Source organism: Massilia endophytica (assembly GCF_021165955.1).
In the GTDB taxonomy this organism is placed as follows: Bacteria; Pseudomonadota; Gammaproteobacteria; order Burkholderiales; family Burkholderiaceae_D; genus Rugamonas; species Rugamonas endophytica.
Genome location: NZ_CP088952.1, coordinates 1,026,197 through 1,052,577, shown reverse-complemented (window position 1 = coordinate 1,052,577; position 26,381 = coordinate 1,026,197). Strand labels below are relative to the sequence as shown.

General features: G+C 65.4%; 24 protein-coding genes, 2 tRNA genes and 1 riboswitch. Of the genes, 13 read left to right on the top strand and 13 right to left on the bottom strand.

Going from position 1 to position 26,381, the window contains the following annotated elements:
• Positions 1-223 precede the first annotated feature (223 nt).
• From LSQ66_RS04830 to LSQ66_RS04820, 3 genes are all read left to right on the top strand, one after another.
• The gene (locus tag LSQ66_RS04830; protein WP_231768669.1) at positions 224-3,667 is read left to right on the top strand and encodes an EAL domain-containing protein; all 3,444 of its coding nucleotides are present in this window, start codon (positions 224-226) and stop codon (positions 3,665-3,667) included.
• 69 nt (positions 3,668-3,736) lie between these two features.
• Positions 3,737-4,159, top strand: coding sequence for an OsmC family protein (locus tag LSQ66_RS04825; protein WP_231768668.1), 423 nt, complete (start codon positions 3,737-3,739; stop codon positions 4,157-4,159).
• A 59-nt stretch (positions 4,160-4,218) separates the two neighbouring features.
• Entirely contained in the window at positions 4,219-5,964 is a 1,746-nt protein-coding gene (locus LSQ66_RS04820; RefSeq protein ID WP_231768667.1) for a DUF885 domain-containing protein, read from the top strand.
• On the opposite strand, the gene LSQ66_RS04815 is transcribed toward LSQ66_RS04820, so the two are convergent.
• The 11 genes from LSQ66_RS04815 to glyA all read right to left on the bottom strand — a co-directional run bounded on the left by LSQ66_RS04815 (position 5,948) and on the right by glyA (position 15,705).
• Positions 5,948-6,880, bottom strand: a complete 933-nt coding sequence (locus LSQ66_RS04815) for a hypothetical protein (RefSeq protein ID WP_231768666.1) — start codon at positions 6,878-6,880, stop codon at positions 5,948-5,950. The two genes, LSQ66_RS04820 and LSQ66_RS04815, sit on opposite strands and share 17 nt — an antisense overlap.
• Positions 6,877-7,521 carry a riboflavin synthase gene (locus tag LSQ66_RS04810; protein WP_231768665.1) on the bottom strand — a complete coding sequence of 215 codons (645 nt, stop codon included), beginning with the start codon at positions 7,519-7,521 and terminating at the stop codon, positions 6,877-6,879. Before LSQ66_RS04810 ends, LSQ66_RS04815 begins: the two co-directional genes overlap by 4 nt.
• Before the next feature lie 15 nt (positions 7,522-7,536).
• Positions 7,537-8,634 carry a bifunctional diaminohydroxyphosphoribosylaminopyrimidine deaminase/5-amino-6-(5-phosphoribosylamino)uracil reductase RibD gene (gene ribD, locus LSQ66_RS04805; protein WP_231768664.1) on the bottom strand — a complete coding sequence of 366 codons (1,098 nt, stop codon included), beginning with the start codon at positions 8,632-8,634 and terminating at the stop codon, positions 7,537-7,539.
• A gap of 14 nt (positions 8,635-8,648) precedes the next feature.
• Positions 8,649-9,191, bottom strand: a complete 543-nt coding sequence (locus LSQ66_RS04800) for a GspH/FimT family pseudopilin (protein ID WP_231768663.1) — start codon at positions 9,189-9,191, stop codon at positions 8,649-8,651.
• Positions 9,192-9,205: 14 nt separating this feature from the next.
• Complete coding sequence (locus LSQ66_RS04795) at positions 9,206-9,655, bottom strand: type IV pilin protein (protein ID WP_231768662.1); 450 nt, start codon at positions 9,653-9,655, stop codon at positions 9,206-9,208.
• Positions 9,652-11,712, bottom strand: a complete 2,061-nt coding sequence (locus LSQ66_RS04790) for a pilus assembly protein (RefSeq protein WP_231768661.1) — start codon at positions 11,710-11,712, stop codon at positions 9,652-9,654. Before LSQ66_RS04790 ends, LSQ66_RS04795 begins: the two co-directional genes overlap by 4 nt.
• Positions 11,713-11,716: 4 nt before the next feature.
• Positions 11,717-12,286: a pilus assembly PilX family protein gene (locus LSQ66_RS04785; protein WP_231768660.1), complete on the bottom strand. Its 570-nt coding sequence runs from the start codon at positions 12,284-12,286 to the stop codon at positions 11,717-11,719.
• A gap of 3 nt (positions 12,287-12,289) precedes the next feature.
• Positions 12,290-13,348, bottom strand: a complete 1,059-nt coding sequence (locus tag LSQ66_RS04780) for a PilW family protein (protein WP_231768659.1) — start codon at positions 13,346-13,348, stop codon at positions 12,290-12,292.
• Complete coding sequence (pilV, locus tag LSQ66_RS04775) at positions 13,345-13,884, bottom strand: type IV pilus modification protein PilV (RefSeq protein ID WP_231768658.1); 540 nt, start codon at positions 13,882-13,884, stop codon at positions 13,345-13,347. The genes LSQ66_RS04780 and pilV overlap by 4 nt, the downstream gene beginning before the upstream one ends.
• Positions 13,885-13,983: 99 nt before the next feature.
• Positions 13,984-14,454, bottom strand: a complete 471-nt coding sequence (gene nrdR, locus LSQ66_RS04770) for a transcriptional regulator NrdR (RefSeq protein WP_231768657.1) — start codon at positions 14,452-14,454, stop codon at positions 13,984-13,986.
• Between the two features lie 3 nt (positions 14,455-14,457).
• On the bottom strand, positions 14,458-15,705 hold the full coding sequence (gene glyA / locus LSQ66_RS04765) for a serine hydroxymethyltransferase (RefSeq protein ID WP_231768656.1): 1,248 nt from the start codon (positions 15,703-15,705) through the stop codon (positions 14,458-14,460).
• An 88-nt stretch (positions 15,706-15,793) separates the two neighbouring features.
• Positions 15,794-15,893, bottom strand: a riboswitch (ZMP/ZTP riboswitch).
• A gap of 152 nt (positions 15,894-16,045) precedes the next feature.
• Here glyA and LSQ66_RS04760 point away from each other — a divergent pair.
• The 10 genes from LSQ66_RS04760 to LSQ66_RS04715 all read left to right on the top strand — a co-directional run bounded on the left by LSQ66_RS04760 (position 16,046) and on the right by LSQ66_RS04715 (position 22,318).
• Positions 16,046-16,798 (top strand): SDR family NAD(P)-dependent oxidoreductase, encoded by a 753-nt coding sequence (locus LSQ66_RS04760; protein ID WP_231768655.1) that lies wholly within the window; start codon positions 16,046-16,048, stop codon positions 16,796-16,798.
• A gap of 150 nt (positions 16,799-16,948) precedes the next feature.
• Positions 16,949-17,383, top strand: coding sequence for a tol-pal system-associated acyl-CoA thioesterase (gene ybgC / locus LSQ66_RS04755; protein WP_231768654.1), 435 nt, complete (start codon positions 16,949-16,951; stop codon positions 17,381-17,383).
• Entirely contained in the window at positions 17,383-18,078 is a 696-nt protein-coding gene (gene tolQ / locus LSQ66_RS04750; protein WP_231768653.1) for a protein TolQ, read from the top strand. The genes ybgC and tolQ overlap by 1 nt, the downstream gene beginning before the upstream one ends.
• A gap of 9 nt (positions 18,079-18,087) precedes the next feature.
• Positions 18,088-18,525 carry an ExbD/TolR family protein gene (locus LSQ66_RS04745; protein ID WP_231768652.1) on the top strand — a complete coding sequence of 146 codons (438 nt, stop codon included), beginning with the start codon at positions 18,088-18,090 and terminating at the stop codon, positions 18,523-18,525.
• A gap of 2 nt (positions 18,526-18,527) precedes the next feature.
• On the top strand, positions 18,528-19,370 hold the full coding sequence (locus tag LSQ66_RS04740) for an energy transducer TonB (protein WP_231768651.1): 843 nt from the start codon (positions 18,528-18,530) through the stop codon (positions 19,368-19,370).
• Positions 19,371-19,378: 8 nt separating this feature from the next.
• Complete coding sequence (tolB, locus tag LSQ66_RS04735) at positions 19,379-20,650, top strand: Tol-Pal system beta propeller repeat protein TolB (RefSeq protein WP_231768650.1); 1,272 nt, start codon at positions 19,379-19,381, stop codon at positions 20,648-20,650.
• Positions 20,651-20,684: 34 nt separating this feature from the next.
• Entirely contained in the window at positions 20,685-21,212 is a 528-nt protein-coding gene (gene pal / locus LSQ66_RS04730; protein WP_231768649.1) for a peptidoglycan-associated lipoprotein Pal, read from the top strand.
• A 100-nt stretch (positions 21,213-21,312) separates the two neighbouring features.
• Entirely contained in the window at positions 21,313-22,059 is a 747-nt protein-coding gene (gene ybgF, locus LSQ66_RS04725; RefSeq protein ID WP_231768648.1) for a tol-pal system protein YbgF, read from the top strand.
• 91 nt (positions 22,060-22,150) lie between these two features.
• Positions 22,151-22,226: transfer RNA gene (locus tag LSQ66_RS04720), tRNA-Lys, on the top strand.
• A 16-nt stretch (positions 22,227-22,242) separates the two neighbouring features.
• Positions 22,243-22,318 (top strand) — tRNA-Lys (locus tag LSQ66_RS04715).
• A 40-nt stretch (positions 22,319-22,358) separates the two neighbouring features.
• Here LSQ66_RS04715 and LSQ66_RS04710 read toward each other — a convergent pair.
• Positions 22,359-25,055, bottom strand: a complete 2,697-nt coding sequence (locus LSQ66_RS04710) for an eCIS core domain-containing protein (protein WP_231768647.1) — start codon at positions 25,053-25,055, stop codon at positions 22,359-22,361.
• Positions 25,056-25,170: 115 nt separating this feature from the next.
• A complete protein-coding gene (locus tag LSQ66_RS04705) occupies positions 25,171-26,355 on the bottom strand; it encodes a DUF418 domain-containing protein (RefSeq protein ID WP_231768646.1) in 1,185 nt (394 codons plus the stop codon).
• Between the last annotated feature and the right edge of the window lie 26 nt (positions 26,356-26,381).

Sequence of the window (26,381 nt, the reverse complement as noted above, 5' to 3'; positions counted from 1 at the left end):
ATCAACCCGCTATTTTAAAGGATTTGCCGCCGCCTCACCGTAAAACCGCCGGGTGTGTCCACGAATACCGAGAAGTTGTTAATCTGCACACACTACCAAGAAAACATTAGGCAAGCTCTTCCGCACTGGCATAAGATGCATAGCAATAGCAAAGCCGTGCGCCTGCTCCACAGCCTGTGGGAGTAGCATAAAAACGAGGAACTCCGCACTCAGCCTGGCCACAATGTCCACCATACTGATCGTCGACGACCGTCCCACCAACCGGCAATATCTGCTGACCCTGCTCGGCTTCACGGAGCATGCGGTATTGGAGGCGGCGGACGGCGCGGAGGCGCTGGCCCTGGCCACCGAACACCGGCCCGACCTGATCATCACGGACATTCTCATGCCGACCATGGACGGCTATGAACTCGTGCAGCGCCTGCGCAGCTATCCCGACCTGGCGCACACGCCCGTCATCTTCTTCAGCGCCACCTATGCCCTGCCCGAGCTGCGCACCATGGCCGCCAGCTGCGGCGTGCGCACCGTGCTGCCCAAGCCCGCCGAGCCCCAGGTGATCCTGGACGCCATCGCATCGGAACTGGGCGGCAAGGCGCCCGATGCCCCGGCCCGTCCCCACCACTATCCGGAGCCGCCCGCCAGCCACAATACCGTGGACCGCATGGCCGCCCTGCATGAACTGAGCCTGCGCCTGAACGGGGAACGCGAAGCGGCGGGCATGGCCGCCCTCTTCTGCCAGTCGGCGGCCCAGATCCTGGATGCGGACATCGTCGCCCTCTGCCTGCTCGATGCAAACGAGGCGAAGGTCCAGCAGGTGGAAGCGGTGGGGGTGGATGCCGCCGTGCTGCATCCGGTGCCGATGGACAGGGCGGCCTTTCCGGGCGCCCTGATGGCGGAAGACGGCGTGCTGCGGCGCTGCGGCGCGGATGGCGACATGCCGCCGCTGCCAGCGGGCCATCCGCCGGTGCGCAACCTGCTGGGACTTGCGGTGCGCGACCAGTACCATCTCTACGGCTGGCTGTACGCCGCAGACCGGCGCAGCGCGCCCTGCTTCGACGACAAGGACGAACAGTTCATCCGCATGCTGGCCGCGCAGCTGGCGGTGGCCTACGAGAACATGAACCTGTACGAGGTGGTGCAGCGCCATGCGGCCCAGCTGCAGATGGAGGTATCGGCCCGCCGCACGGCCGATGCGGCCCTGCGGGCCAGCGAGGCGCGCTACCGCGCCATGACCCAGTCCGCGCCGGACGCCATCATCAGCCTGGACGAGCAGCAGCGCGTGCTCCACTTCAACCGCGCCGCCGAAGCCATGTTCGGCTACCGGGCGGACGAGATGATGGGCCAGCCGGTGCTCAAGCTGATCTCGCAGCGCTCGCTGGAGGAACACCTGGAGCGCTTCGAGCGCTACCGCAAGACAAGCGAGCGTTTCTACAGCGGCCGCGTGGTGGAGCTGTTCGGGGTGCGCAAGAACGGCGAGGAGTTCAGCGCCGAACTCTCTCTGGCGGTGGTAAACATCGGCGACGAGAAGATGTTTACCGTGATCCTGCGCGACACCAGCGCGCGGCGCGCGCTGGAGGACCGCCTGCGCCTGTCGGCCCAGGTCTTCGACAGCACCCAGGAAAGCATCATGATGACCGATGCGGAGGCGAGGATCATTGCCGTCAATCCTGCCTTCGAGCAGATCACGGGCTACCGGGAGGCCGAGGTGCTGGGCCAGAATCCGCGCCTGCTGCGCTCGGGCCGCCATGACAGCGCCTTCTACCGCTCCATCTGGCAGGGGCTGGAACAGCAGGGGCAGTGGCGCGGCGAGATCTGGAACCGGCGCAAGAACGGCCAGGTGTATCCCGAGCGGATCAGCATCAACGCCGTGCGCGACCAGCGCGAAAAGGTGACGGGCTACGTTTCGGTATCGAGCGACATCAGCGCCCTGAAGGAAGCCCACCACCAGCTGGACTTCCTGAGCAACCACGATCCCCTGACCCTGCTCCCCAACCGCAACCTGCTGAACGACCGGCTGCAGCTGGCCATGACGGCGGCCGAACATGGCGGCAGGCAGGTGGCCCTCATGCTGTTCAACATCGACCGCCTTCAGCGCATCAACGACGCCCTGGGGCACGACGCGGGCGACGCCCTGTTGCAGGAGATTGCCGCCCGAGTGTCGGACATCGTATCGCCGGGCGACACCCTGGCCCACCTGGGGGCCGACGAATTCGCGATGATGCTCACGCGCTGCCAGGATGTGGACGACGTGATCGTCTGCGCACGGCGGCTGATGGAGCAGATCTCCCAGCCTGTGCGCCTCAATGGGCAGGAAGTGTACGTCACGGCGAGCGTGGGCATCAGCATCTATCCGCGCGACGGCGCCACCCCGGGGGCCCTCCTGATCGGGGCGGACGTAGCCCTCTCCCACGTGAAGGACTCGGGCCGCAACGGCCTGCATTTCTATACCGGTGAGATGAACGCGCACGCCCTGCGCTGGATGTCGCTGGAAGTTCAGCTGCGGCACGCCATCGAGCGCAAGGAACTTCAGCTGCATTACCAGCCCCAGGTTTCGCTGCGCGACGGCCATGTCTCCGGCATGGAGGCGCTGCTGCGCTGGAACAGCGCCGAGCTGGGACCGATCTCGCCCGCCGATTTCATACCACTGGCCGAGGACAGCGGCCTGATACTCCCCATCGGGAACTGGGTGATCGAGGAAGCCTGCCGCCAGAACAAGGCCTGGCAGGCGGCCGGACTTCCGCCGCTGACGGTGGCGGTGAATGTCTCCGCGCGCCAGTTCGCGGCGGGGAACCTGCCCGCCGTGGTGCGCAGCGCCCTCAATTGCAGCGGCCTGGCGCCACAGTATCTGGAAGTGGAGCTGACCGAAAGCGTGATGATGCACGACAGCGAGCATACGCAGATGCAGCTGAACGAGCTTTCCGCCATGGGCGTCTCCATTTCGCTGGACGACTTCGGAACGGGCTACTCCTCGCTCGGCTATCTCTCGCGCTTCCGGCTGGACAAGCTGAAGATCGACCAGACCTTCGTGCGCAACATCACCAGCGAGCCACGCAGCGCGGCCATCGCCCGCGCCACGGCGGCGCTGGCGCACGGCCTGAACCTCGTGGTGGTGGCGGAGGGGGTGGAAACGGAGGGCCAGCTGAACTTCCTGCGCTCCATGGGCTGCGACAAGATCCAGGGCTTCCTCTTCAGCAGGCCCCTGCCCGCCGAAGACCTGGCGGCCCTGCTGCGCGAGCAGCGCTGCCTGAAGCCCGCTGGCGAAGAAAGCAAGACGCCGCGCACCCTGCTGCTGGTGGATGACGAGCCAAGCGTCCTTTCCTCGCTGGAGCGGCTGTTCCGGCGCGAGGGCTACCGCATTCTCTCGGCGGGCAGCGGCAAGCAGGGCCTCGAACTCCTGGCCAGCAACGATGTGCAGGTAGTCATCTCGGACCAGCGCATGCCCGAGATGCAGGGCACCGAATTCATGGCGCGCGCCAAGGAACTCTATCCCGATACGGTGCGCATGATCCTTTCCGGCTACGCCGACCTCACGAGCGTCAAGGATGCCATCAACCGCGGCGCCGTCTACAAATTCCTCAGCAAGCCCTGGGACGACGACGAGCTGCGCGAAACCGTGCGCGACGCCTTCCGCCGGGCCGAGTCTCCCGGCGAACGCCGCCTCGGCTGACTCCTGTGCGGCACGGCCGGGGCGTTCGGCATAAGATGAATGCCCCCAAACTTCCTGAAGGAGCATGCGATGAAGACTTCCGGTTCGGCCGTCTGGTCCGGCGGCATCAAGGACGGCAAAGGCGCGATCAGCACCCAGAGCGGCGCAATGAAGGACTACCCCTATGGCTTCGCCAGCCGTTTCGAGGGCAAGCCGGGCACGAATCCCGAGGAGTTGATCGGAGCGGCGCACGCGGGCTGCTTCACGATGGCGCTGTCGCTGATCCTGGGCGAAGCGGGGCTCACCGCCGAGAAAATGGAAACCAGGGCGGAAGTCACCCTGGACAAGGTGGACGACGGCTTTGCCATCACGGCCGTCCATCTCACGCTGCAGGCGAAAATTCCCGGCGCGGACAACGCGAAATTCCAGGAGCTGGCGGGCAAGGCCAAGGCGGGCTGCCCGGTATCGAAGCTCCTGAACACGAAGATCACGCTCGACGCAACATTGCAGTGATTTGAACGGCGGGCTTTGGGCTTACAATCCCTTGCCCGCCCATTCTTGAAAGGGATTCCATGTCCGCAGCCCGCCTCGCTCTCCGCATCGCCCTCCTCCTCGTTTCCGGCAGCGCCTTCGCCGCCTCCTCCGCCTGGGTCGCGCGCAGCGACGCCCTCTCCCAGCCCGTGCTGCAGGACATCGGCAAGTACTCGCCGGAAGAATCGAGCCAGCTTGGCAACGCGGAGTTCGATACGGCCGTCGCCGACTTCAAGCCGCGCGACTACGAACGCGAGCTGGCCGATACCGAGAAGCGCCTCGCTTCCCTGCGCCAGCTGCACGCAAAGGAGCGCGACCCGAAAGTGAAGCAGGATCTCGACATCCTCATCAGCTCGCGGGTGAAGAAGATCGAGACCATGAAGCTGGAGCGCAGGCACCTGCTCAAATACGTCAATGTGAGCGAGCTGGTATTCGACGGCCTGCGCACCCTGCTCGATCCGCGCAACAAGCCTGAGCGCCAAGCTGCTGCCATCAAGCGCCTGAAGCGCTATGCGGGCAAGGAGAACGGCTACACGCCCATCGCCGTGCTGGCGCGCGACCGCACGGAAGAGCGCATGGGCCGCAAGGAGCTGATCGGCCCCTATATCGGCGAGCTGGAAGAAGCGCTGAGCAACAGCCCCACCTATATGGAGGGCCTGGCAGACCTGTTCCGCAAGGCGAAGCTCGCGGGCTGGGAGGCTGACCTGGCCGCGCTCGCCGCGCAGGTGAAGGCTTACGACGACTGGACGCGCAGCGCCATCGTGCCCCGCGCCCGCAAGGAAGTGCGCCTGCCGCTCGCCATCTACGTGAACCGCCTGTCCAACGAAGGCGTGGATATCGCGCCGGAACAGATGATCGAACGGGCGGGCTTCGACTTCCAGGAGGTGCGCGACCAGATGCAGGTGGTGGCCAACGTGATCGCCGCCCAGCGCAAGCTGCCCTCCTCCGACTACCGCGACGTGATCCGCGAACTGAAAAAGGAGCAGATCGCGCCGGACAATCTGCTCCCTTACTACCGCGAGCGCCTGAAGGATATCGAGGGCCTGATCCGCAGGAACGAACTCGTGACCCTGCCGGCGCGCGACGCCAACATCCGCACCGCGACCGGCGCCGAGGCGGCCCGCTCGCCCGCCCCCTTCATGACGCCGCCGCGCCTGATCGGCAATACCGGCGAATACGGCGAATTCGTGATTCCGCTGTCGAACCCGAACGCGAAAACCACGGAGCGCATGAACGACTTCGATTTCGCGGCCATGGCCTGGACGCTGACGGCGCACGAGGCCCGTCCCGGCCACGAGCTGCAGTTCGCGTCCATTGTGGAACAGGGCATGTCCATCGCCCGCGCCAACTTTGCCTTCAACAGTGCAAACTCGGAAGGCTGGGGCCTGTACTCGGAGGCGCTGATCCTGCCTTTCATGCCGCCGGAAGGCCAGCTGGTGTCCCTGCAGGCCCGCCTGCTGCGCATGGCGCGCGCCCTGCTCGACCCGCAGATCAACCTGGGCCGCATGACGCCGGAGGAAGCGAAGAAATTCCTGATGCAGGAGGTGGTGCTCTCCGAGCCATTCGCCCAGTCGGAGGTGGACCGCTACTCCTACCGCATGCCGGGCCAGGCCACGTCCTACTACTACGGCTACGTGAAGCTGCGCGCCCTGAAGACGCAGGCCGAGATAGCGCTGGGTTCGCGCTTCCGCCTGCGCGCCTTCAATGACTTCATCATCTCGCAGGGCATCCTGCCGCCGGACCTGATGAAGCAGGCCGTGCTCGAAGAATTCATTCCGAAGCAGTGAGCCCGGGCGCACGCTGGGCGTGGCGGATGCCGATGGCATCGAGCTCGCCCAGCATGTCCGGCGAATAGACAGCCTTGAGCGCCTCGGCGGGATAGCGGTAGATGCCTCCCCGCTCGGGCGCCAGATGCACCGCCTTTTCCAGCACCGCCTCCGCGGCGCTCCACAGGCGCTGCACGTGCTCCAGCGCAGTGCGGCGCGACGCCAGCAGGCGGTAAGCCTCCGGATCGCTCTTGCGCAGGGCTTTCAGGTAGCTCACGGTATAGAGCATGAAGTCGGCCATGCCGCCGATATTGCCGTCGATGGCGTTAACCTGCCCCGCCAGTTCCCGGTAGAGAGGCGTTGCCGCCGCGGCGAGCTCGAACTCGGCGCCGCCGACATGGGCGTTCAGTTCATCGATCAGGGGGAAGAAATCGCCCCGGTACACGCCCGGGTCCCCGAAGTAGACGGCATAGCGGCCCAGCGCCGTCTTGAAGCGCGCCGGGATCTCGCTGGCCGCGATGGAAAAAGCGGGAGCCTCGCCGCGCTGGTAGTCGGTCACATAGGTCCGGCCGCGGAAGAAGTAGACTGCCTTCCCCTTGTGGCAATCCGAGAGGGCGAAGTCCAGCATGTGGTTCGCTTCGTGGAAGGCCGTGAGCACGGACTGCAGGTTGATGGCGCCCGCATGGCGTATCCACCACATGACCTGGGGACGCGCGGCATCGAACAGGGGCTGCATGCTCGCGAACTGCGGAGAATCCGCCAGCGCCTGCACCGCCGCCGAATCGGGAGTCGCGGCTTCCGCCCGCGCGGCGGGAATGGGCTGCTGGCACACGGTAGCAGGGGGCATATGCTGCGGACCGGCGGGCTCGAAGCGCAAGGGCCCCGAGGCCTGCGCGCTGGCGGCCGCAAGGCACAGCAGCGCGAGGCTGGGTTTCACCGCTTGACTTCGTCCGTGCTGGTGAGCGAGAGCATGCGCTCGACGTAGCGTGCGATCAGGTCGATCTCCAGGTTCACGCGCGCGCCCACGGTCAGGTGCTTGAGCGTGGTGACCTGGATGGTGTGCGGAATGAGGTTGATGGAGAACTGGCAAACGAGATCGGCGCCGCTGCCGATGTCCTGCACGCGGTTGACGGTCAGCGACACGCCGTTCACGACGATGGAACCCTTGAAGGCCAGGTACTTGGCGATATTGCGCGGCGCCTCGATCACCAGCTCCCAGGATTCGCCCACGGGTTCGAACTTGCGCACCACGCCCAGGCCGTCCACGTGTCCGGACACGAGATGGCCGCCCAGGCGCTCGGCCAGGGTCAGCGCCTTTTCCAGATTCACTTCGCCCGGCGCATCCAGGCCCACGGTGCAGTTCAGGCTTTCGCGCGACACGTCAACCGTGAAGCTTCCGCCGGTCTTTTCCACCACTGTCATGCAGGCGCCGTTGATGGCGATGGAGTCGCCCAGGGCCACATCGGCCAGCGGCAGGCTGCCCGCATCGATGTCCAGGCGCACGCCCGCGTCATGCCCGCCGGGCAGCGGCGTGACGGATTTGATTTGGCCGACGGCGGCCACGATTCCAGTAAACATGGGATACCAATCTTCTTATTGAGGGTTGAAACGGGCGAGGATGCGCAGATCGTCGCCGACTTGCCGGATCTCGTGGAATTTTAGCTGCTTCCTGCCGCTCAGGTCTGTCAGCGGGGGCAGCGCAAACATGCCCTGGGCCTCGCCCAGCAGCATGGGAGCCATGTAGAGCAGCAGCTCGTCCACGCAGCCCTCGCGCACCAGGGAGCCGTTCAGCTTCGTGCCCGCTTCCACATGCAGCTCGTTGATCTGGCGCCGTGCCAACTCGCGCATGAGTTCCGGCAGGTCGACCTTGCCCTGGGCGTTGGGCAGGGTGATGATCTCGGCGCCCCGGTCGCGCAGGGCAGCCTCCTTCTCGTGGTTGCTGCTGGCGGCCACGATCCAGGTGCCGCCGCCCTCCAGGATGCGGGCGCCGGGGCTGATATCGAGGCGGCTGTCCACCACGATGCGGCGCGGCTGGCGCGGGGTCTGCACCTCGCGCACATTGAGCAGGGGGTCGTCCGCCTTCACGGTGCCGATGCCGGTGAGGATGGCGCAGGCGCGGGCGCGCCAGTGATGGCCGTCGGCACGCGCCGCAGGGCCGGTGATCCACTGGCTCTGGCCATTGTTCAGGGCCGTCATGCCATCCAGGCTGGCGGCGGTCTTCATGCGCACCCAGGGCAGTTGGCGCCGCATGCGCGAGAAGAAGCCGATATTGAGTTCGTAGGCCTCTTCCGCCAGGAGCCCCGTTTCCGTGGCGATGCCTGCGGCGGCCAGGCGGGCCATGCCCTGCCCCGCCACCAGGGGATTGGGGTCCTCCATCGCCGCGACGACGCGGCCCAGGCCCGATGCCACCAGGGCTTCCGAACAGGGCGGCGTGCGGCCGTAGTGGTTGCAGGGTTCCAGCGTGACGTAGGCGGTGGCGCCGCGCACGTCGTGGCCGCGGCGCTGCGCGTCCTTCATCGCCTGGATTTCCGCATGGTCCTGCCCTGCGGGCTGGGTGACGCCTTCGCCGATCACCGCGCCGTCCTTCACAATGACGCAGCCGATATGGGGGTTGGGGGAAGTGGTATACAGCCCCTTCTCCGCCCACTGCAGGGCCAGGCGCATGCCTTCCAGGTCGTTCGCGATGTTCATTGCCTTTGCCAATCCTAGCCGCTGGCTGCCGTACAGCCGGACGGTTCGCGGGCCGGGTCGCACAGGCGCGCCCGGCCCAGCATATTGATCTTGATGTTGCGCTGCTGCCTTCCGGCCTCCAGCGACAGGGTGCCGAAATGGGCGCCCAGGCCGGTATTCGCCTTGCAGCTTCGCCCGGCACTATTGTAGGCGATATACAGGGGCGGCGTATTGGCGCTGAATCGTGACCAGATGCGCAGGCCGCCATCGACGGGGCCGTGGCGCATCAGCAGGGTATCGCCACGGCCGGGGCGGCGGTCGCCGTCGCGGTCGACGAACACCTGCCAGCCCTGGCGCCAGTCCAGGCCCGACGGATCGGCAGGCGTGAGCAGGACGATGGCGCCACCGGCAATGGCCTGGCTGCGGGCCAGGTTCAGCGCGCCCAGCAGGTCGGCCGCCGCGCTGCGCAGGCGGTAGCCTTCGATCGCCAGCTGCAGGCTGGGCGCGCTGAAGCCCAGCAGCAGGGAGGCAATCGCCATGACGGCCAGCAGCTCGATCAGTGTGAAGCCTGCCAGCACGGGACTGGCGCGCCTCAGCGCCAGCAGCGCTCGCCCTGCCCGCTGACTTTCTGTTCGCCGTTGCTCGTTAGAATCAACTTTCCGCATAGAGGATCCCGGAAGGCTGGATCGACACGCGCGGTGCCGGGCGTTGCGACCAGCTCGATGCAATCGGCAATGTCCTCGCCCGCGCAGGCGCGGCCTTCGATCTCGTAGGCGCTGCGCCGCGCGACAGGACCGGAATGCCAGCGGAACTGGCGCGCGTCGGCATCGCTGCTGTCGGCCGAAAAGGCGATGTAGCGGTTGTGCTGGGAAGCGTAGCGCTCCTGCTGCTGCATCAATGCCAGCAGCATGGCCTGGGCTTCGCTGCGCCGCGCCCGCAGCACCTGCTCCTGGTAGCTCGGCAGCGCCACTGCGCTCAGCACGCCCGTAATGACCAGCACCGTCATCAGTTCGAGGGCGCTGGCGCCATGCGCCCGCCTCATGGCGGCCTCCCCGCCGCCCGGTGCAGTTCGCGCCAGTTCGCCACCTCGCGCCAGCTGAGCCTCCCGGCTGGCAGGATGGCGCGCAGCGTGGACTCGCTGGGCTCGGTAGTCTCCGCGCCGAACTGCACCACGCGTGTGCTCTTGTGAACGGCCATGCGGCCAGTGGGCTCGCGGCGCACGCTGCGCTCCGGCGGCAGCAGCAGGGGCGGCGTATCGATGAAGTCCGGCAGTTCGCGGCCCGTACGTTCGCCGCTGCGTACTGTGCCGTCGGCGTCGCTCGCCAGCCCTGCCAGTACATCGAGCTGGTAGCTGCGGCTGGCGCTGCCGTCGCAGGGACCGGGACCGGGTATCACCGTCGTGAACAGCAGTTTTCCATCCCGCAGTGTGGCCGCTGTCAGGCTGCGCTCGCCGCTCTGCGCGAAGTCCAGGTACCAGCCCCGGGCGCCGCCCCGGCCGATGCTGCCGCTGCGTCCCGTGATATCGAAGTCCGGCACGCCCGCGCTTTCTCCGGCATGGCGCGGCAGAAGATCGCCGCGGGTCAGCGTCGATGGCGCTGCATCGCCATCGGGGTCGTCGAACACGGCATAGTAGCTCTGGCCCGCCAGCTGCACACGGTCGGCGCGGCTCAACAGCTGGCCCGTACCGAAGAGAATCAGGTAGCCGCCACCGGGCGCATAGGCCACGCGGGGCTGCTGGGTAATGGGCTGGCTCCTGCCTTGTGCATCGTGGGCCCTGAACAGCAGCACCCCGCTGCCGCGCCACGGCGCATGGCCCTGGAAGCTGAAGCGCCATACTCTGCCGCGCAGGTCGCCCGCATAAGCATAGAGCAGGCGGTCGGCATCGCCCACCAGCGCCGGTGCGCCAAGCCCGTTCGGGCCTTCGTCGGGCAGGTCAAGCCGGTAGTAGTTCCGGTTGAGCTGCCAGGCTTCGCCCGCCGGTTTGTCGAGTGCCAGCAGGAAGAGCGCGCCCGAACCTGCGCCGTTCCAGCCGTTCCCCGCCACGGCGAAATAGCGGTAGCGCGCGCCGCTGCGGGGAGCTGCCTCGCGCAGGCGCGCGATCTGCGCAGGCGTGGTCAACATGCCCATCGCGGCATCGTCCTTCTGTGTGAACTCCCACAGCGCGCCTTGGGCAGGGCCGAACTTCAGCGGGTCGCTGATGTCCAGCGCGAACAGGCCGGGTCCGCCGCCGCCCAGGGCGCCCAGCAGCACGCTGCGCCAGCTTCCGCCGATGCGTGCATCGCCTGCGAACAGCGGACCGTCGATATAGGCGCGCGGCTGGAATGCGGGCGAAGCAAGCAGATTCAGTTCGCCGAAGAGCGCATCGGGTATGTAGGCAAACAGTTCCCGGCCGCTGGTGAAATCGAAAGCGTGCAGCATGCCGTCGTTGGCGCCGAGGTAGACGGCTGGCGGGCGGAGCAGTGTCTGCTCGCGGAAGGCGGCATAGCCGTCCACATCGGGGCGAACGGCAGCGGCGCCGACATAAAGCGGTGCGCTGTGGACAGATGCGCCGAGCAGGCTGCCGCGGCGGCGAAAGGGATTGCCTTCGCGGCTACGCTCCCCGCGCAGATAGGCGAGGCGTTCAGGCCCCAGGCCATCCTGCGCGCCAGGGAGCGCCGGGCTGCGGCCAAGCGCGCTGCGCTGCTCGGCCGACAGGGCCGCCCATTCGAAAGGCACAGTCTGCCCTGCGCTCGCGGTGTAGATGCGGCGCGCGGCGGCGGGCATTGCCTCCAGCTGCGCCGCGGCATCCCAGCGCTCGGGCTGCAGGCTCAAGCCAGACGCGCCGCTGCTCCATACGGCGGAGCGCAGCAGCCTGCCTGTCCAGTCGTCGGCGCGGTACTCGGTGCGCAGCAGCTCGCCTGCCTGCACGGGCTGTCCCGGCTGCGCCGCCAGGGCGGGCGCGGCCAATGCCAGGCCGGGACCGCGCAGCACGGCGCCGCGCAAGCCGCAGCCCAGCGCTGCCTGGCCCGCATCCACGGCGAGGCCCGCCCCTGCGCCTGCCAGCGGCCAGGCGGCCGTCGCCAGTGCTGCCAGCCATTGTGCCCTTCGCATCCACATCATGGCCTCACTCGTCCACGGTTCGGCGGTAAGAACTCTGCAACACGACTTCCGTGCCTTCGCGCGCCCCGAAACCCAGCACTGTTACCCGGTAGTAGTAAGCCGGGGCAGCGTCCGCCGGCGCTCCCGGCGCCTTGTACGGCAGGCGTTCGACGATGTAGCGCGGACGCCGCCAGGGCAAGGGGCCCTGCCCTGTCTGCATGTCCGCGCCGGTGAACTGGCCATGGCTGGCGCTGGGCCCATCCGCGATATCCACCGCCTGCCAGGCAGGCGGCGCGCCCTCCCCCGCCGCGCACAGGCCCGCCGCATCGCCCCTGCCGCAGCCGGGCACAAAGCTCTCCGCGCGCCCGCTATCGAACATGGCCTGGCGCCCGGGGCCCGCCTTGCCGTCGATATCGCGTTCCGCGTCCATCAGGGCATCCTCCGCCGCCTGGAAGGCAATGTGGCGGTCGCGCTCCGCCCGCGCGGCCTTCTCGCCGCTCAGCGCCAGCTTCGCCGCCGAGGCGCCCAGGATCAGCACGCCCAGCAGGAGCAGGATCGTCAGCAGCAGCGTGATGCCGTCCTGCCGGGTGCGCATGGCTCACCTCTGCGCATTGCGTACCGCGTAGCTGGCTTCGAAAAGGCGCCGCGTGCGCTGGCGCAGGTCCGCAGGCAGCCGCGCTTCGTCGATGACGGCGCCCGCGTCCCCCGCCGCGGCATACGCCGGACCGAACAGGCGGTAGACGACGGGTTCCGTGTCCCGCCGCGCTTCCGCCCCGCCGTGCAGCAGCAGGGCCAGGCGCAGGCTGGCGACGCGCTTCCAGTGCGTCCGGCGGCGCAGGTCCGCTTCCCGGGCGGCGGCGGTCGCGCCTTCCAGCACCAGGTCCGCGTCCAGCGCTTCGATGCCCCGCGCGTTCAGGTAGCGGTTGGGAACGCCGTCGGGCGGCGTGTCCGTATCCAGGCCATAGAGCACCTGGAAGCTGTCCACGCCGCGCACGATGGCGTCCGAGCTCCAGCTGCTGTCGCTGAGGTACTTGCAGCGCAGCTCCGCTTCGCCGTCGTCGCTCCGGGCGACGTAAAAGATGCTCCAGGCCGCGCCCCGCGGCACCGCGAATCCCGCGCAGTTGAGGACCGAGCCGTCGCCGCCGCCTTCTCCGGAGCCCGCATAGCGCAGCGCCAGCACGTCGCTGCCGTTGACGGCGCCCGCCAGCGGATTGCCGATCCCCGCGCTGCTGTGGCCGAGGCTGGCTGCATCCAGTCCCGCGACGGCCGCCTCGCCATTCCCGCCCGGCCATGCGTCCGTTTCGAGATTGACGAAGCTGCCCTGCCTCAGCGCCTGCCCAACCAGCTCCAGCGCGAAGCGGCCGTTGTCGTTCAACTGGGCGTGCGCCGCATGCTGCGTGAAATTGCCGCCCGCACTCACCAGCATCGCGCTGGCCGTGAGCGTGACCAGCAGCCCGACGGCCAGCGCAACCAGAATCTCGGTCATGCCGAAGCCGCCCTCGCGCCGCGGCGCAAGCAGCCGGGCCGGGCCCATCCGCGCGGGCTGGCGCAAACGTGGTGGCGGCGGCTGCCGATCCGGCGCATCGCCCTTCGCCGGGCCACCATAGGGCGCGGCGCTCAGTCCCTGCCCTGCGGGCGGAGTGCGCAGCGGCTTCATGGCAGGCTCCCCAGCGGCATGGCCAGCACGGGATGTTCGCGCCCGGCGCCGCCGGCTGCCGCTCCGGCAGGCTGGCGCATGCGCCAGCCCACTTTCACGACGATGGGCGCATCGCTCTCGCCGCTGCAGGGCCAGCGCCAGCGGCCTCCCTGCCAGCCCATGCGGTCGCGGCACAGGCGGATGCGCGCCAGCGGGAGCATGCTGGCAGCCAGGCGCTTGATGTCGGCGATGTCCATGGCTGCCAGTTCGGCGGCGGAACAGGCGCGCGCGAAACAGGCGGCAGAGGATGCAGGAGATGGTTCGCTGGCGGCGTCGAAATCCAGCGTGAGATAGGAGGCCTGCTGGCCGGGATTGGCGCGCAGCCGTTCCAGCGCGCCCGCCGCCAGCTGCGTGGCGTTCGACAGCAGGGCCGATTCATGGCGCGCCCGCAGCGCATGCAGCTGCATGGCCAGGCCGCCCACCATGCCCAGCGCCAGCACCAGCACGGCGATCAGCACTTCCAGCAATGTAAAGCCCGCTTGCGATGCGCGCAGCATAGACCCTCCGGACGAACGCTCTATCCTGGAACGTTAGCCTTGGGGCCTTTTGAACGGTTGAGATAAATCAAACGTGCGCGGGCGCGCACGCGGGGCGGCTTACTCGGCGCGCGGCTTGCTGCCGCGCCCCGCCTCCTCGATGGCATCCTGGAATTCGGCCAGGTCCTCGAAGTTCTTGTAGACGGAGGCAAAGCGGATATAGGCTACCTTGTCCAGGCGCTTCAGCTCCTGCATCACCAGCTCGCCGATATGGCCGGAATCGACCTCGCGCTTGCCGCTGGTGAGCAGCTTCTCCTCGATCGACTGCACCGCCAAATCGACGGAGGCAGCCGCCACGGGCCGCTTGCGCAGCGCCAGCATCAGGCTGTCGCGCAGCTTGGCGGGGGAATACTCGGTGCGGCTTCCGTTCTTCTTCACCACATACGGCATCGAGAGCTCGATGCGCTCATACGTGGTGAAGCGCTTGTCGCATTTGCCACAGCGCCGGCGGCGGCGGATCGCGTCCCCTTCCTCCGACACGCGGGTGTCGAGGACGTGAATCTCGTCATGCTGGCAGAACGGACACTTCATGAATCAGGCAGCGTAGACCGGGAACTTATCGGCCAGCACCTTCACGGCCGCCTTCACGCGCTCGATGGTGGCGGCGTCGTGCGGGTTGTCCAGCACGTCGGCGATCAGGTTGCCCACTTGCTCGGCTTCGGCCTCGCCGAAACCGCGCGTGGTCATGGCCGGGCTGCCCAGGCGGATGCCCGAGGTCACGAAAGGCTTCTGCGGATCGTTCGGGATGCCGTTCTTGTTGCAGGTGATGTGGGCCGAACCCAGGATGGCTTCCGCTTCCTTGCCGGTCAGGTTCTTGGCGCGCAGGTCCACCAGGAACACGTGCGACTCGGTGCCGCCGGACACGATGCGCAGGCCGCGCTTGATCAGGGTCCTGGCCAGCACGTCGGCGTTCTTCACCACCTGCTGCTGGTAGGCCTTGAACTCGGGGCTCAGGGCTTCCTTGAAGGCCACGGCCTTGCCCGCGATCACGTGCATCAGGGGGCCGCCCTGGATGCCGGGGAAGATGGCGGAGTTGATGATCTTCTCGTGCTCGGCCTTCATCAGGATGATGCCGCCGCGCGGGCCGCGCAGGGACTTGTGGGTGGTCGAGGTCACGAAGTCGGCGTGCGGCACCGGGTTGGGGTACAGGCCGGCGGCGATCAGGCCGGCGTAGTGGGCCATGTCCACCATGAAGTAGGCGCCCACGGCCTTGGCCACTTTGGCGAAGCGCTCGAAGTCGATCTTCCTGGAGAAGGCCGAGGCGCCGGCGATGATCAGCTTGGGCTTGCGCTCGTGGGCCAGCTTTTCCATGGCCTCGTAGTCGATGTCCTCTTCGGCGGTCAGGCCGTAGGACACCACATTGAACCACTTGCCGGACATGTTCAGCGCCATGCCGTGGGTCAGGTGGCCGCCTTCGGCCAGGGACATGCCCATGATGGTGTCGCCAGGCTTCAGCACGGCGAAGAACACGCCCTGGTTGGCCTGGGAGCCGGAGTTCGGCTGCACGTTCGCCGCTTCCGCGCCGAAGAGCTGCTTGACGCGGTCGATGGCCAGCTGTTCCACCACGTCCACGTATTCGCAGCCGCCGTAGTAGCGCTTGCCGGGATAGCCTTCGGCGTACTTGTTGGTGAGCTGGGAGCCCTGGGCTTCCATCACGGCTGGCGAGGTGTAGTTCTCCGACGCAATCAGCTCGATATGGTCGTGCTGGCGCTTGTTCTCGTTCTGGATGGCGCCGAACAGTTCCGGGTCGATGCTGGCGAGGGTGTGATCTTTAGCGAACATGAATAACTCCGATGAGTAAGACTGGCAGATTGGATCGAATGAGGGACGCCGGGAGCGGCAAAGGCAGCCTCTTCGCGCAAATTCCATCGGTGGCTGCCCAGGCGAACGGCTTATCTGACATCTCACGTTCCCCGGTGGAAGCCCACCTTTCGCGGACCAGCCGCTTTTCGCCAGTTACGTGAGACATAAATGGAGCCCAGATTGTAAGTTAAGTCACATCGCAGAGCAAGGAAGCCCCGGCAAGGTTTCCCAATGGAAATATTGTCAGGCGCCGCCAGCACGGCGGCCAGGCGCTTCGGCTACAATCGGACCAGTTCACTTTAGCAATGAAGGACCCGACATGATCGTATTCATCACCGGCGCCACCGCCGGTTTCGGCGCGGCGATGGCCCGCGTGTTTGCCGCCGGGGGCCACAAGGTCCTGATCGCGGGCCGCCGCGAGGACCGCCTGCAGACCCTGGCCGCCGAACTGGGTCCGAACGCGCGCGCCGTGCCGCTGGATGTGTCGGACAAGGCGGCCATCCATGCCGCCGTCGCCGCCCTGCCCGCCGGCTGGGCGGAAGTGGACGTCCTCATCAACAACGCCGGCCTGGCCCTGGGCCTGAAAGGCGCCCACGAAGCCTCCCTGGAGGACTGGGAGACCATGATTGCCACCAACTGCACCGGCCTGGTGACCATGACGCGCGCCCTCCTGCCCGGCATGGTGGCGCGCGGCCGCGGCACCATCATCAACCTGGGCTCCGTGGCGGGCCACTACCCCTACCCCGGCGGCAATGTTTACGGCGCCACCAAGGCCTTTGTCGAGCAGTTCACCCTCAACCTGCGCGCCGACCTGGTGGGCACCGGCGTGCGCGCCACCAACCTGGCGCCCGGCCTGTGCGGGGGCACGGAGTTCTCCAATGTGCGCTTCAAGGGCGACGACGCGGCCGCGGCCAAGGTCTACGAGGGCACCACCCCGCTCACGGCCGAGGACATCGCGAACACGGCCTACTGGATCGCCACCCTGCCGCCCCATATCAATGTCAACCTGATCGAGCTCATGCCCACCTGCCAGGGCTTCTCGCCCTTCGCCATCAAGCGCGGCGGTGCCTGAATGAAACTCGTAAGCGAATGTTACAAAGGTTGGTGTTTGCCCGCCGATCAGATTAACTGATCGGCTATCTTGATAAGTACCAAAGAAATGGCAACATTTGGCGCGAAATCGCGTAAAATGTTGCTCAACAACATTTGTAGCAATCAAACAATGGCTTCGGAGTTCACCTGGGAGGTTCGTGTCTACTACGAGGATACGGACGCGGGCGGCATCGTTTATTACGCTAATTATCTGAAGTTCTTCGAACGCGCGCGGACCGAATGGCTGCGCGCCATTGGCGTTGGCCAGCAGGTATTGCTGGCCGAACATGACGCCATGTTCGTGGTCAAGAGTGTGAACGCCGACTATCATGCGCCAGCGAAGCTGGACGATGTACTAAGATTAACACTCAGAATCGACAAGCTGGGCCGCGCCTCGGTCGTCTTCGTGCAGGAGGCGTGGTGCGGCGCGACCCTGCTCAACACGGCCCGCGTGAAGGTGGGCTGCGTCGATTCCGCGCTGCGTCCGCGCGCCTTACCGGACGCCGTGGCCGCCCGCATGCAGGGCGGCGCCGCAGCCGGCTTTATTCCTAACAACGAGACATAATGAACGACGTCACCCAGGACCTTTCCTTCCTCGCCCTCATCTCCAACGCACACCTGATCGTTCAGCTGATCATGGCGCTGCTGCTTGGTGTGTCCCTGGTCAGCTGGACCTATATCTTCAAGAAGCTGTTCGACGTGCGCGCCGCGCGGCGCCAGACCATCGACTTCGAAAAGACCTTCTGGGCCGGCGGCAACCTGCACGCCCTGCATCAGAACGCGAGCAGCAACCGCGCCAGCAGCGGCGCCCTGGCCCGCATCTTCGAGGCCGGGATGGGCGAATTCATCAAGGGCAAGCAGGCCCTGGCCGCCAGCCGCGAGTCGCTCGACATGGGCGCGGTGCTGGACGGCGCCCGCCGCGCCATGCGCGCCGCCTTCCAGCGCGAGATGGACGCCCTGGAATCGCACCTGGCCTTCCTGGCCTCCGTCGGTTCCGTGTCCCCGTATATCGGCCTGCTCGGCACCGTGTGGGGCATCATGAACGCCTTCCGCGGCCTGGCCAACGTGCAGCAGGCCACGCTGTCGGCCGTGGCGCCCGGCATTGCCGAAGCCCTGATCGCCACCGCCATCGGCCTCTTCGCCGCGATTCCCGCGGTGGTGGCCTACAACCGTTTTTCGCACGACATCGACCGCCTGGCGATCCGTTTCGAGAGCTTCGTCGAGGAGTTCTCCAACATCCTGCAGCGGCAGTCGCGCTAAGAGGCAAGCATGGCATCGTCCTTCCACAGCAGCATGCGCGGCGGCCGCGGCCGCAAGCTCAAGTCGGAGATCAACGTCGTTCCCTATATCGACGTGATGCTCTGCCTGCTGATCATCTTCATGGTGATCCCGAGCTCGAACAATCCGAGCACGATCGAGCTGCCGCATGCGGAAAAGGCGGTGCGTCCGCCCGATGCCTATATCCAGGTGACGATCAAGCCCAATGGTGCGCTCTCGATCGGCATCGCGGGCAAGACGGCCGACGCGCCCGAAACGGCGCCCAACCGCGACGCCCTGGTGAAGAAACTGCGCGCCCTGCATGAGAGCAATCCGGACTATCCGGTGCTGATCGCGGGCGACAAGGAAAGCAAGTACGACGACGTGATCCAGCTGATCTCGGAAGCGAAGAAGATGGGGATCAGCCGGGTCGGCCTGGCAACGAAGTAACGATGACGATGGCAATGGCAGGCGGTCCCTATAAAGTGCCGAAGCGGCACGACGGCTGGCGCTCCGTGGCGCTGGCGGTGGGCATGCATGCCTTGCTGTTCGTCTTCCTGTGGGGCGGCATCCGCTGGCAGAACGAGCAGCCGACGGCCGTGGAAGCGGAAGTATGGGACCTGAGCACGCAGCAGGCGGCCCCGCCGCCCGAGCCGCAGCCCGAGGTGAAGCCGGAGCCCGAACCGGAGCCGCCGCCTCCGCCCGTGAAGGCCGCGCCGCCGGAAGAAGTGGCGCCGCCCAAGGCCGATCCCGAGATCGCGCTGCGCAAGGAGCGCGAGAAGAAGGAAAAGGAACGCCTCGCGGAAGAGAAGAAAAAGAAGGAAGAACTGAAACGCCAGCAGGAAGAAGAGCTGGCGGAGCAGAAGAAGCTGGAAGCGGAAAAGAAGAAGAAGGAACTGGCTGAGAAGAAGCTGGCGGAAGAAAAGGCGGCGAAGATCCGTGCCGAGAACATGCGCCGCATGATGGCGCAGGCGGCAGGCACGGGCAGCACGGGCACGGCGGAGAAATCCACCGCGCCGCGCATGGACGCCGGCTACCTGGCTGCCCTGCGCGCCAAGATCCAGAGCAATGTCGTGTATGCGGGAGCCAAGCAGGACATCGAAGCACGGTTCCGCGTGACCCAGCTGCCGACAGGGGAAGTGATAACAGTCCGAAAGATCAAGAGTAGCGGCAATCCGGCCTACGATGCCGCTGTGGAAAACGCCATCAACAAGTCCTCGCCCCTGCCGAAGAAGAAAGACGGCACGGTGGAGAAGGACCTGGAGCTGGTGTTCAATATGAAAGATTTACCTTGATGCGAGCTATGAAGACGATCCTGACCTCCCTCATTTTCACCGCCGGCCTGGTGGCCGGCCAGGGCGCCTATGCCCAGCTGCGCGTCGAGATCTCCGGCGTGGGCAGCAACCAGATTCCCGTGGCCGTGGCGGCCTTCGCCGACGAGGGCCAGTCCCCGACGCAGATTTCCGCCGTCATCAAGTCCGACCTGGAACGCAGCGGCGCCTTCAAGGTCATCGATGCGGGCACGATCAACGATCCCAACAATGTCGACTACGGCGCCTGGAAGCAGCGCGGCGCGGACGCGGTGGTGGTGGGCACGGTGCAGAAGCTGGCCAACGGCAGCTTCGACGTGCGCTACAAGCTGCACTCCACGGTCCAGGCCAGCAAGCTGAGCCAGCTGGACCAGTCGGCCCCGCAGCAGTACACCCGCCTGGCCGCGCACAAGATCGCAGACGACGTGTATGAAAAGCTGACCGGCGTGCCCGGCATCTTCGCCACCCGCATCGCCTACGTGAAGCAGGAAGGCAAAGCCTTCCGCCTCTACGTGGCGGACGCCGACGGCGAGAGCGAGCAGCTGGCCCTGAGCTCGAACGAGCCCATCTTCTCCCCTTCCTGGTCGCCGGACGGCACCAAGGTGGCCTATGTGTCGCTGGAGCAGAAGAAGCCGGTGGTCTACGTGCAGAACCTGGTGACGCGCCAGCGCACCGTGATCGCCAACGAGAAGGGCAACAACTCGGCGCCCGCCTGGTCGCCGGACGGCAGCAAGCTCGCCATCGCCCTCTCCAAGAGCGGCAACACCCAGATCTATGTGGCCAGCGCCAGCGGCGGCTCCCTGCGCCGCCTGACCAACTCGAACCCGCCCGTGATCGACACCGAGCCCCAGTTCTCGGCGGACGGCGAATCCATCTACTTCACCAGCGACCGCAGCGGCGGTCCCCAGATTTACCGCATGAACGTGAACGGCGGCGACGTCAAGCGCGTCACCTTCAGCGGCACCTACAATATCAGCCCGCGCATTTCCTCCGATGGAAAGTCGCTGGCTTATATTTCCCGGCGCAACGGCAACTACCAGCTCTATGTCCTGGATCTGGCAAGCGGCCAGGAGCAACGTCTGTCCGACACCACCAATGACCAGGCGCCTAGCTTCGCCCCGAACGGCAAGTACATCCTGTACGCCACCGATTCGGGCGGACGCAAGGCGCTGGCCATGGTGTCGGTGGACGGCCGAGTTAAGCAGCGCTTGACCACTCAAGCGGGCAATATCAAGGAGCCCACCTGGGGTCCTTTCATGAAGTAAGCAGCAACCTCATTAACGACCAGGAGAAACAAAAATGCGTAACGTAAAAAGCATCGCCTTCCTCATTTCCAGTGCAGCCCTGCTGTCCGCTTGCTCGACCCCGGTGAAAATCTCGGAACCGGCTCCTGTGGTGGAAAGCAAGCCGGCCGAAGCCGCTCCAGCCGCTGACACCCGCGCCGTGGCGCCGGTGGAAACCGCTTCCATCGATCCGCTGAACGACCCGAAAGGCGTGCTGGCCAACCGCTCCGTGTACTTCGACTTCGACAGCTACGTGGTGCGTGAAGACGGCAAGCCAGTGGTGCAGAACCACTCCGCCTACCTGACCAAGAACACCAGCCGCAACATCCTGATCCAGGGTAACACCGACGAGCGCGGCGGCGCCGAGTACAACCTGGCCCTGGGCCAGAAGCGTGCCGAAGCCGTACGCAAGGCGATGACCGCCCTGGGCGTGTCCGAAGGCCAGATCGAAGCCGTGTCGCTGGGCAAAGAGAAGCCAAAGGCCGAAGGCCACAACGAAGAAGCATGGGCGCAGAACCGCCGTGCCGACATCGTTTACAAGTAATCGCTGAACGATTCCTGGCTGGCCAGGCATAACGGGGCGGCGCGCGGTATATACTGCGCCCTGCCCCGTTTCCATTTGTTTTGAGAAAGCGTCCCGAATCATGACCAAATTCACCAAGACCGCTCTTGCGCTGGCATTTGCCGGCCTGTCCCTGCAGGCTTCGGCCGGCGTGTTTGACGACGACGAAGCGCGCCGCGCGATCCTGGACCTGCGCGCCAAGGTGGAAGCCCTGCAGCGCGAGCTGAACGCGCGCATCGACACCAAGGCCGACAAGACCTCCACCCTGGACATCCTGAACCAGCACGAGCAGACGATGCAGGAGATCGCCCAGCTGCGCGGCCAGATCGAGCTGCTGGCCAACGAGATCTCCACGGCCCAGAAGCGCCAGAAGGACTTCTACGCCGACCTGGACGCCCGCATCAAGAAGCTCGAGCCGCGCGAAGTGACGGTGGACGGCAAGACCGCCTCGGTGGACCAGTCCGAACTGAACGCCCACGACGCGGCCATGCAGCTGTTCAAGGACGGCGACTACAAGGGCGCCGCGGCCGCGCTGCAGGCCTTCACCCAGCGCTATCCCGGCTCGGCCTACGCGGCCAACGCCCAATACTGGCTGGGCAACGCCTACTACGCCCAGCGCGACTGCAAGAACGCCATCTTGGCGCAGCAGCAGGTGGTCAAGCAGTATCCGGACAGCCCGCGCGCCGCGGACGCCATGCTCAACATCGCCAGCTGCCAGACCGAGCTGAAAGCCGTCAACAACGCCAAGAAGACGCTGCAGGAGCTGATCAAGACCTATCCGGACAGCGCCGCCGCCGCCACCGCCAAGGAGCGCCTGCGCGGCAAATAAGCCGAAGGCTGTGCCTGCCGAATTCCGCAGATTCATGCTCAACGGCATTTGACAGGCATGGTCGGGCCGTCTATAATCTCGCTTCTTTCGGGGGTCGTTAGCTCAGCTGGTAGAGCAGCGGACTTTTAATCCGTTGGTCGCAGGTTCGAATCCCGCACGGCCTACCATTCGAAAGAACCCCTTGGGTCGTTAGCTCAGCTGGTAGAGCAGCGGACTTTTAATCCGTTGGTCGCAGGTTCGAATCCCGCACGGCCTACCAAGATTCAAGAAAAAGCCAACCTTCGGGTTGGCTTTTTTGTTTATTTGTCCATTGCCAGCGAAATCACGTCAACGGTGATCTTTGGCTGATTCGGATCAGCCAGCACCATGACGGTCGCCTTGCCCCTGTTTACCGCCCTGATTTCCACCTGATAGCCTTTATACAGACAGGCCAAGGGATCGGCGGGGTTGCCGATCACATGCGCTTTCTTGTTCATCAGCTTGGCGTGCTTGTCGCTGGTTGTTTCGATATTCGGCCATTTGCCCTTCAAATGGCCGGCCAGATCCACCGCCTCAGCCGCATTCGGATATGCCGCCTCTATCGTGTGCAGGAAGTTTTCGTATGAAATCGTGCGTTTCGCGTTGACCACCACTGGTTTCGATATGTGCTTGTACAGCGGGTGCTGCTCGTCGTAGCCGCCGCCGGCATGCTTGTTGATATCCGTAGGCTCACGCTCCCCCAGGTCCGGCGGAAAATGGTCGAGGCCCTTGGGGTCGAACATCCCCAGCAGATGGTCGCGAATGATCTGCGTGCGCTGGTCTTTGGTTTCGCCTTTGACGAAGATCGCGTCCCCGTGCTCCTCGTATTTGTTCAGGAAGGCGCGGCGCATGCCCTCGGTCCGTCCATTGGGCATGGCGATTTCGATGGTGGACATCGGAATGAAATTGACGAAGGTCATGTAGTCATGGATGAGGGCCTCCAATGCGGCGGTCTTCTTTCCTTCGTCATGCGTACCGATGGCGTCAATCGCCTCTGCAATCCTCGATTTCAGGTAGTTCAATGCCTCGACCAGGAAAATCTGATGTTTCTCTGAAATATGGCCTGCATACTTTATCGCCTTGTTGTGCATCATCTCTGCGCGCGCCTGGTTGGCAAGCGCCCTGATCCCCTCAGTCAGGGAATGCCCTTTCAGCAGGCGTACCACGGCATCGACATGCACGGTCCATGCCGTCGTGTGCGCTCCCATCGTCGCGCTGAACGGGCTCCTCGTGCGTCCGTTCATCAGCACATCGCCAATGGAATCTGTCTGCGAGTCCACCATCACTGTTACGCCAAAACCTGAGCCTCCCTGCTGCCGGTCCGACAAGCCTTTGGCGGAGGACCTGAGCTTCGATGCGCCCAGCTTGTGCTTGCCGCTGAGGGCCGACTCGACGTGATGCTTGTTGATAAAATCCTGAAGCGAGTCGCCACTGTGGAAGGTGTAAGTGCCTGCGATCGCCTCGAACTTCTTCTGTCCACTCAGGTAGTCATACACGGCGGCGGCATTCAGGCCAGCATTTAGTCCGCCGATCACGGACAAGAGAACCTCCTTGTCGGCCATCTCCGCAAAGTCGTAAGCATATGGGTAGGCCAGCCGTATCGTGCGCAGAAAATTCTGTAGCGCCAGGGCCCATATTTCCTGCTTCACCTCGTCTTTCTGCAAGTCGCCGCTCATGCTGGCATACGCGTCCGGTGTTTCGCTTGCAAACATATTGATAAGGGTCTTCCTGACCGCTTTCCGGTAAGCTGCCACCTTATCCTGGCGCATGGTCCCAAGCAGCGACTGCCTGAGCTTGGTATCCAGTCCCTTCAGTTCGCTCTCCGCAAGGTCCTGCTCCGACAAGATGCCAAGGTCGGCGGTACTGCCGGGCAGGCCCATCGTCTTTTCATGCCGCAGCGCGAAGCCGTACTCGAACACGTTGAGCTCGCTACGCGCGGTCCCTTCACCGTGGCCCTTCGGGTCGCCTCCAGCGACCGTGGACAAGGGCAGGAAATTGACGAAGGTAAGGTAGGCATTGATGGCGGACCGCAGCCACATCAGAACCTTGGCGTAGTTCCCGCTGGTGATCTTCCCCTTGTACAGCCCAAGCTCGTTCAGATGCTTCAACAAGTGAAATTGGGCAGTGGCCAGATTGCTTTTCTGGGTTGTGTTCAGGTAGCCGTCCAGTTTCAGCAAGGGCGATGCCAGGTCATCCTGCGCCAGCGCAGTGAACCAGTCGATACCCTGGCCAAGATTGGTGCCCACCAGATGCCGCCGTATTGCGTCCACGTGTGCGACCCAGGCCGTGCTGTGCGCCCCCATGGTGCCGCTGAAAGGCGACGGCGTACGCCCACCGATCAGGACATCATCGATCTTGTAGAAGCCATCCGCCATCTCCCACTGGCCCACGATCTTGGTCAGCACCACACGCTGGACGACGCGCGTCGCGTGAGGCCCTGCCCTGAGCTGGACAGGAGAGCGGGCATGGCTTGCTCCCTGCGCCCGGGAGCCCATGATGTCCGCCTCGCGCTCCAGGCCTGCGTCGTCGTTGATGGCAGTGCCGCCCTTGAGCTGCATGGTGGGCTTCACGCGCCCCTGCATCTGCTGCACGACGTGCCAGGCTTCGTGCGGCAGGTGCTTTTCCTGGCCAGGCGCGAGATGGATGTCCGTCCCCTGGCTGTACGCATGGGCGTTCAGCTGGGCGGGCCGGGACGAATTGTAGTGGACCTTTACGCCATCCAGCGCCTGACCGGAAAGGTTCTCGATGCCTTTTTTAAGCGTGTCCGGCAGGCCGGTGCGGTTGATGGCGCCGCCCTGGCTGATTTGCCGGAACCCGCGCGCGCCATCGAAGCGCGAGCTGTTATTGGCGATCTGCTGGAGTTGAACAAGCGACTCGCCACGCTTGCCAGCAAGTTGGGCGGCGGCTTCAGGCCTTCGGCGTGCAGGCGTATTCACGCCCGCTGGCGCGTCCAGGACCTTGTCAGCATGCCTTCTCATGTCGGTTGTCCCCAATTGGCGAAGTCAAGGCATGATGGCATGAGCCCAGCGTGGGAGCAACCAACAAAAACGCCAGCCTCACGGCTGGCGCTCACTGTTCTCGACTAGCGTTTCGCTATCCACGTGCAGGGCTGGGCGCCGGCTGCTTCAGCCAGGTAAGGCGGTGCCACAGCGATTCGAGCGGGCCCTGGGCGTGGCTGCGCAGCCACCATGCGCTGAAGGCGCCTTGCAGTACGGCGAGCGCAATGCCGATCAGCAGGCAACCAGTGGCGCCGGTCGCCGCATACAAGCCCAGGCCCCAGCCGTAGTACAGCGCCGTGCCGATCACGCTTTGCGTGAGATAGCTGGTCAGGCTCATTCGGCCCAGCGGCGCGAACAACTTCAGCATGCGCTCTCCCGCCCGCGTCTGATATGCCAGCGCAAGGCCGGCCACCAGCACCAGCATGAACGCGAAGTTGGACCATGAGGTGACCATCACCTCCAGCGGACGCAGAACCGCATCGCCGAAGCCCATGCTCCCGAGCTTCGTCTTCAGTGCGAACATCGGTACGAAGAACACGCAGGCCACCAGCAGCACGCGCTTCCACCAGTTGCGGTTCGCCTCCGTCAGCGCGAACAGCCCGCGCCGCGCAGCCAGCATGCCCAGCATGAACAGCGCCGGAATCTGGAAGATGCGGCCGTTCTCCCAGCTCCACAGCACCACGCCCGGCTTGCCGTTCGCCAGATTGCCCTGCCAGACATCCGGCATTGTGCCCTTGGCGAGGTACTCGTTGGCCCGGCCGAAGTAGGCCCAGGACTCGGGATCCGCCAGTTTGAGATGGGTGTCCGGAAGCGCTGCCGCCAGATCCAGCCAGGCGGCGGGCTGCAGCAGAAGAAGGCAGGCGATCGCCAGCACGGCGCCATCGCGCAGGCGGGCCACCGGCAGCAGCGCAAGCGCCAGGACAGCGTAGATGCTCAGGATATCGCCGTGGTAGAACAGCGAGTTCACGATGCCGAATCCGAGCAGCAGCGCCATGCGCCACACGAAGCGCGGCCGGAAATCATCGCCCATCTGCGCGCGGCGCTGGAACTGCAGCTGGAAGGTCACGCCGAACAGCAGCGCGAAGATGGCGTAGGACTTGCCTCCGAAGAGGAAGAAGGCCGCATCCCAGATCCATTTGTCGAGAGTGGCCAGCCAGGCCGGAAGCCCTTGCGGCACATGGTAAAGATCGAAGTGCTCGATGTTATGCAGCAGCATGATCGAGACAAGGGCAAAGCCGCGCACGGCGTCGACAAGTTCAAGGCGATTGGATGAATTCATGTATACGCAAAAACGCCAGCCTCGCG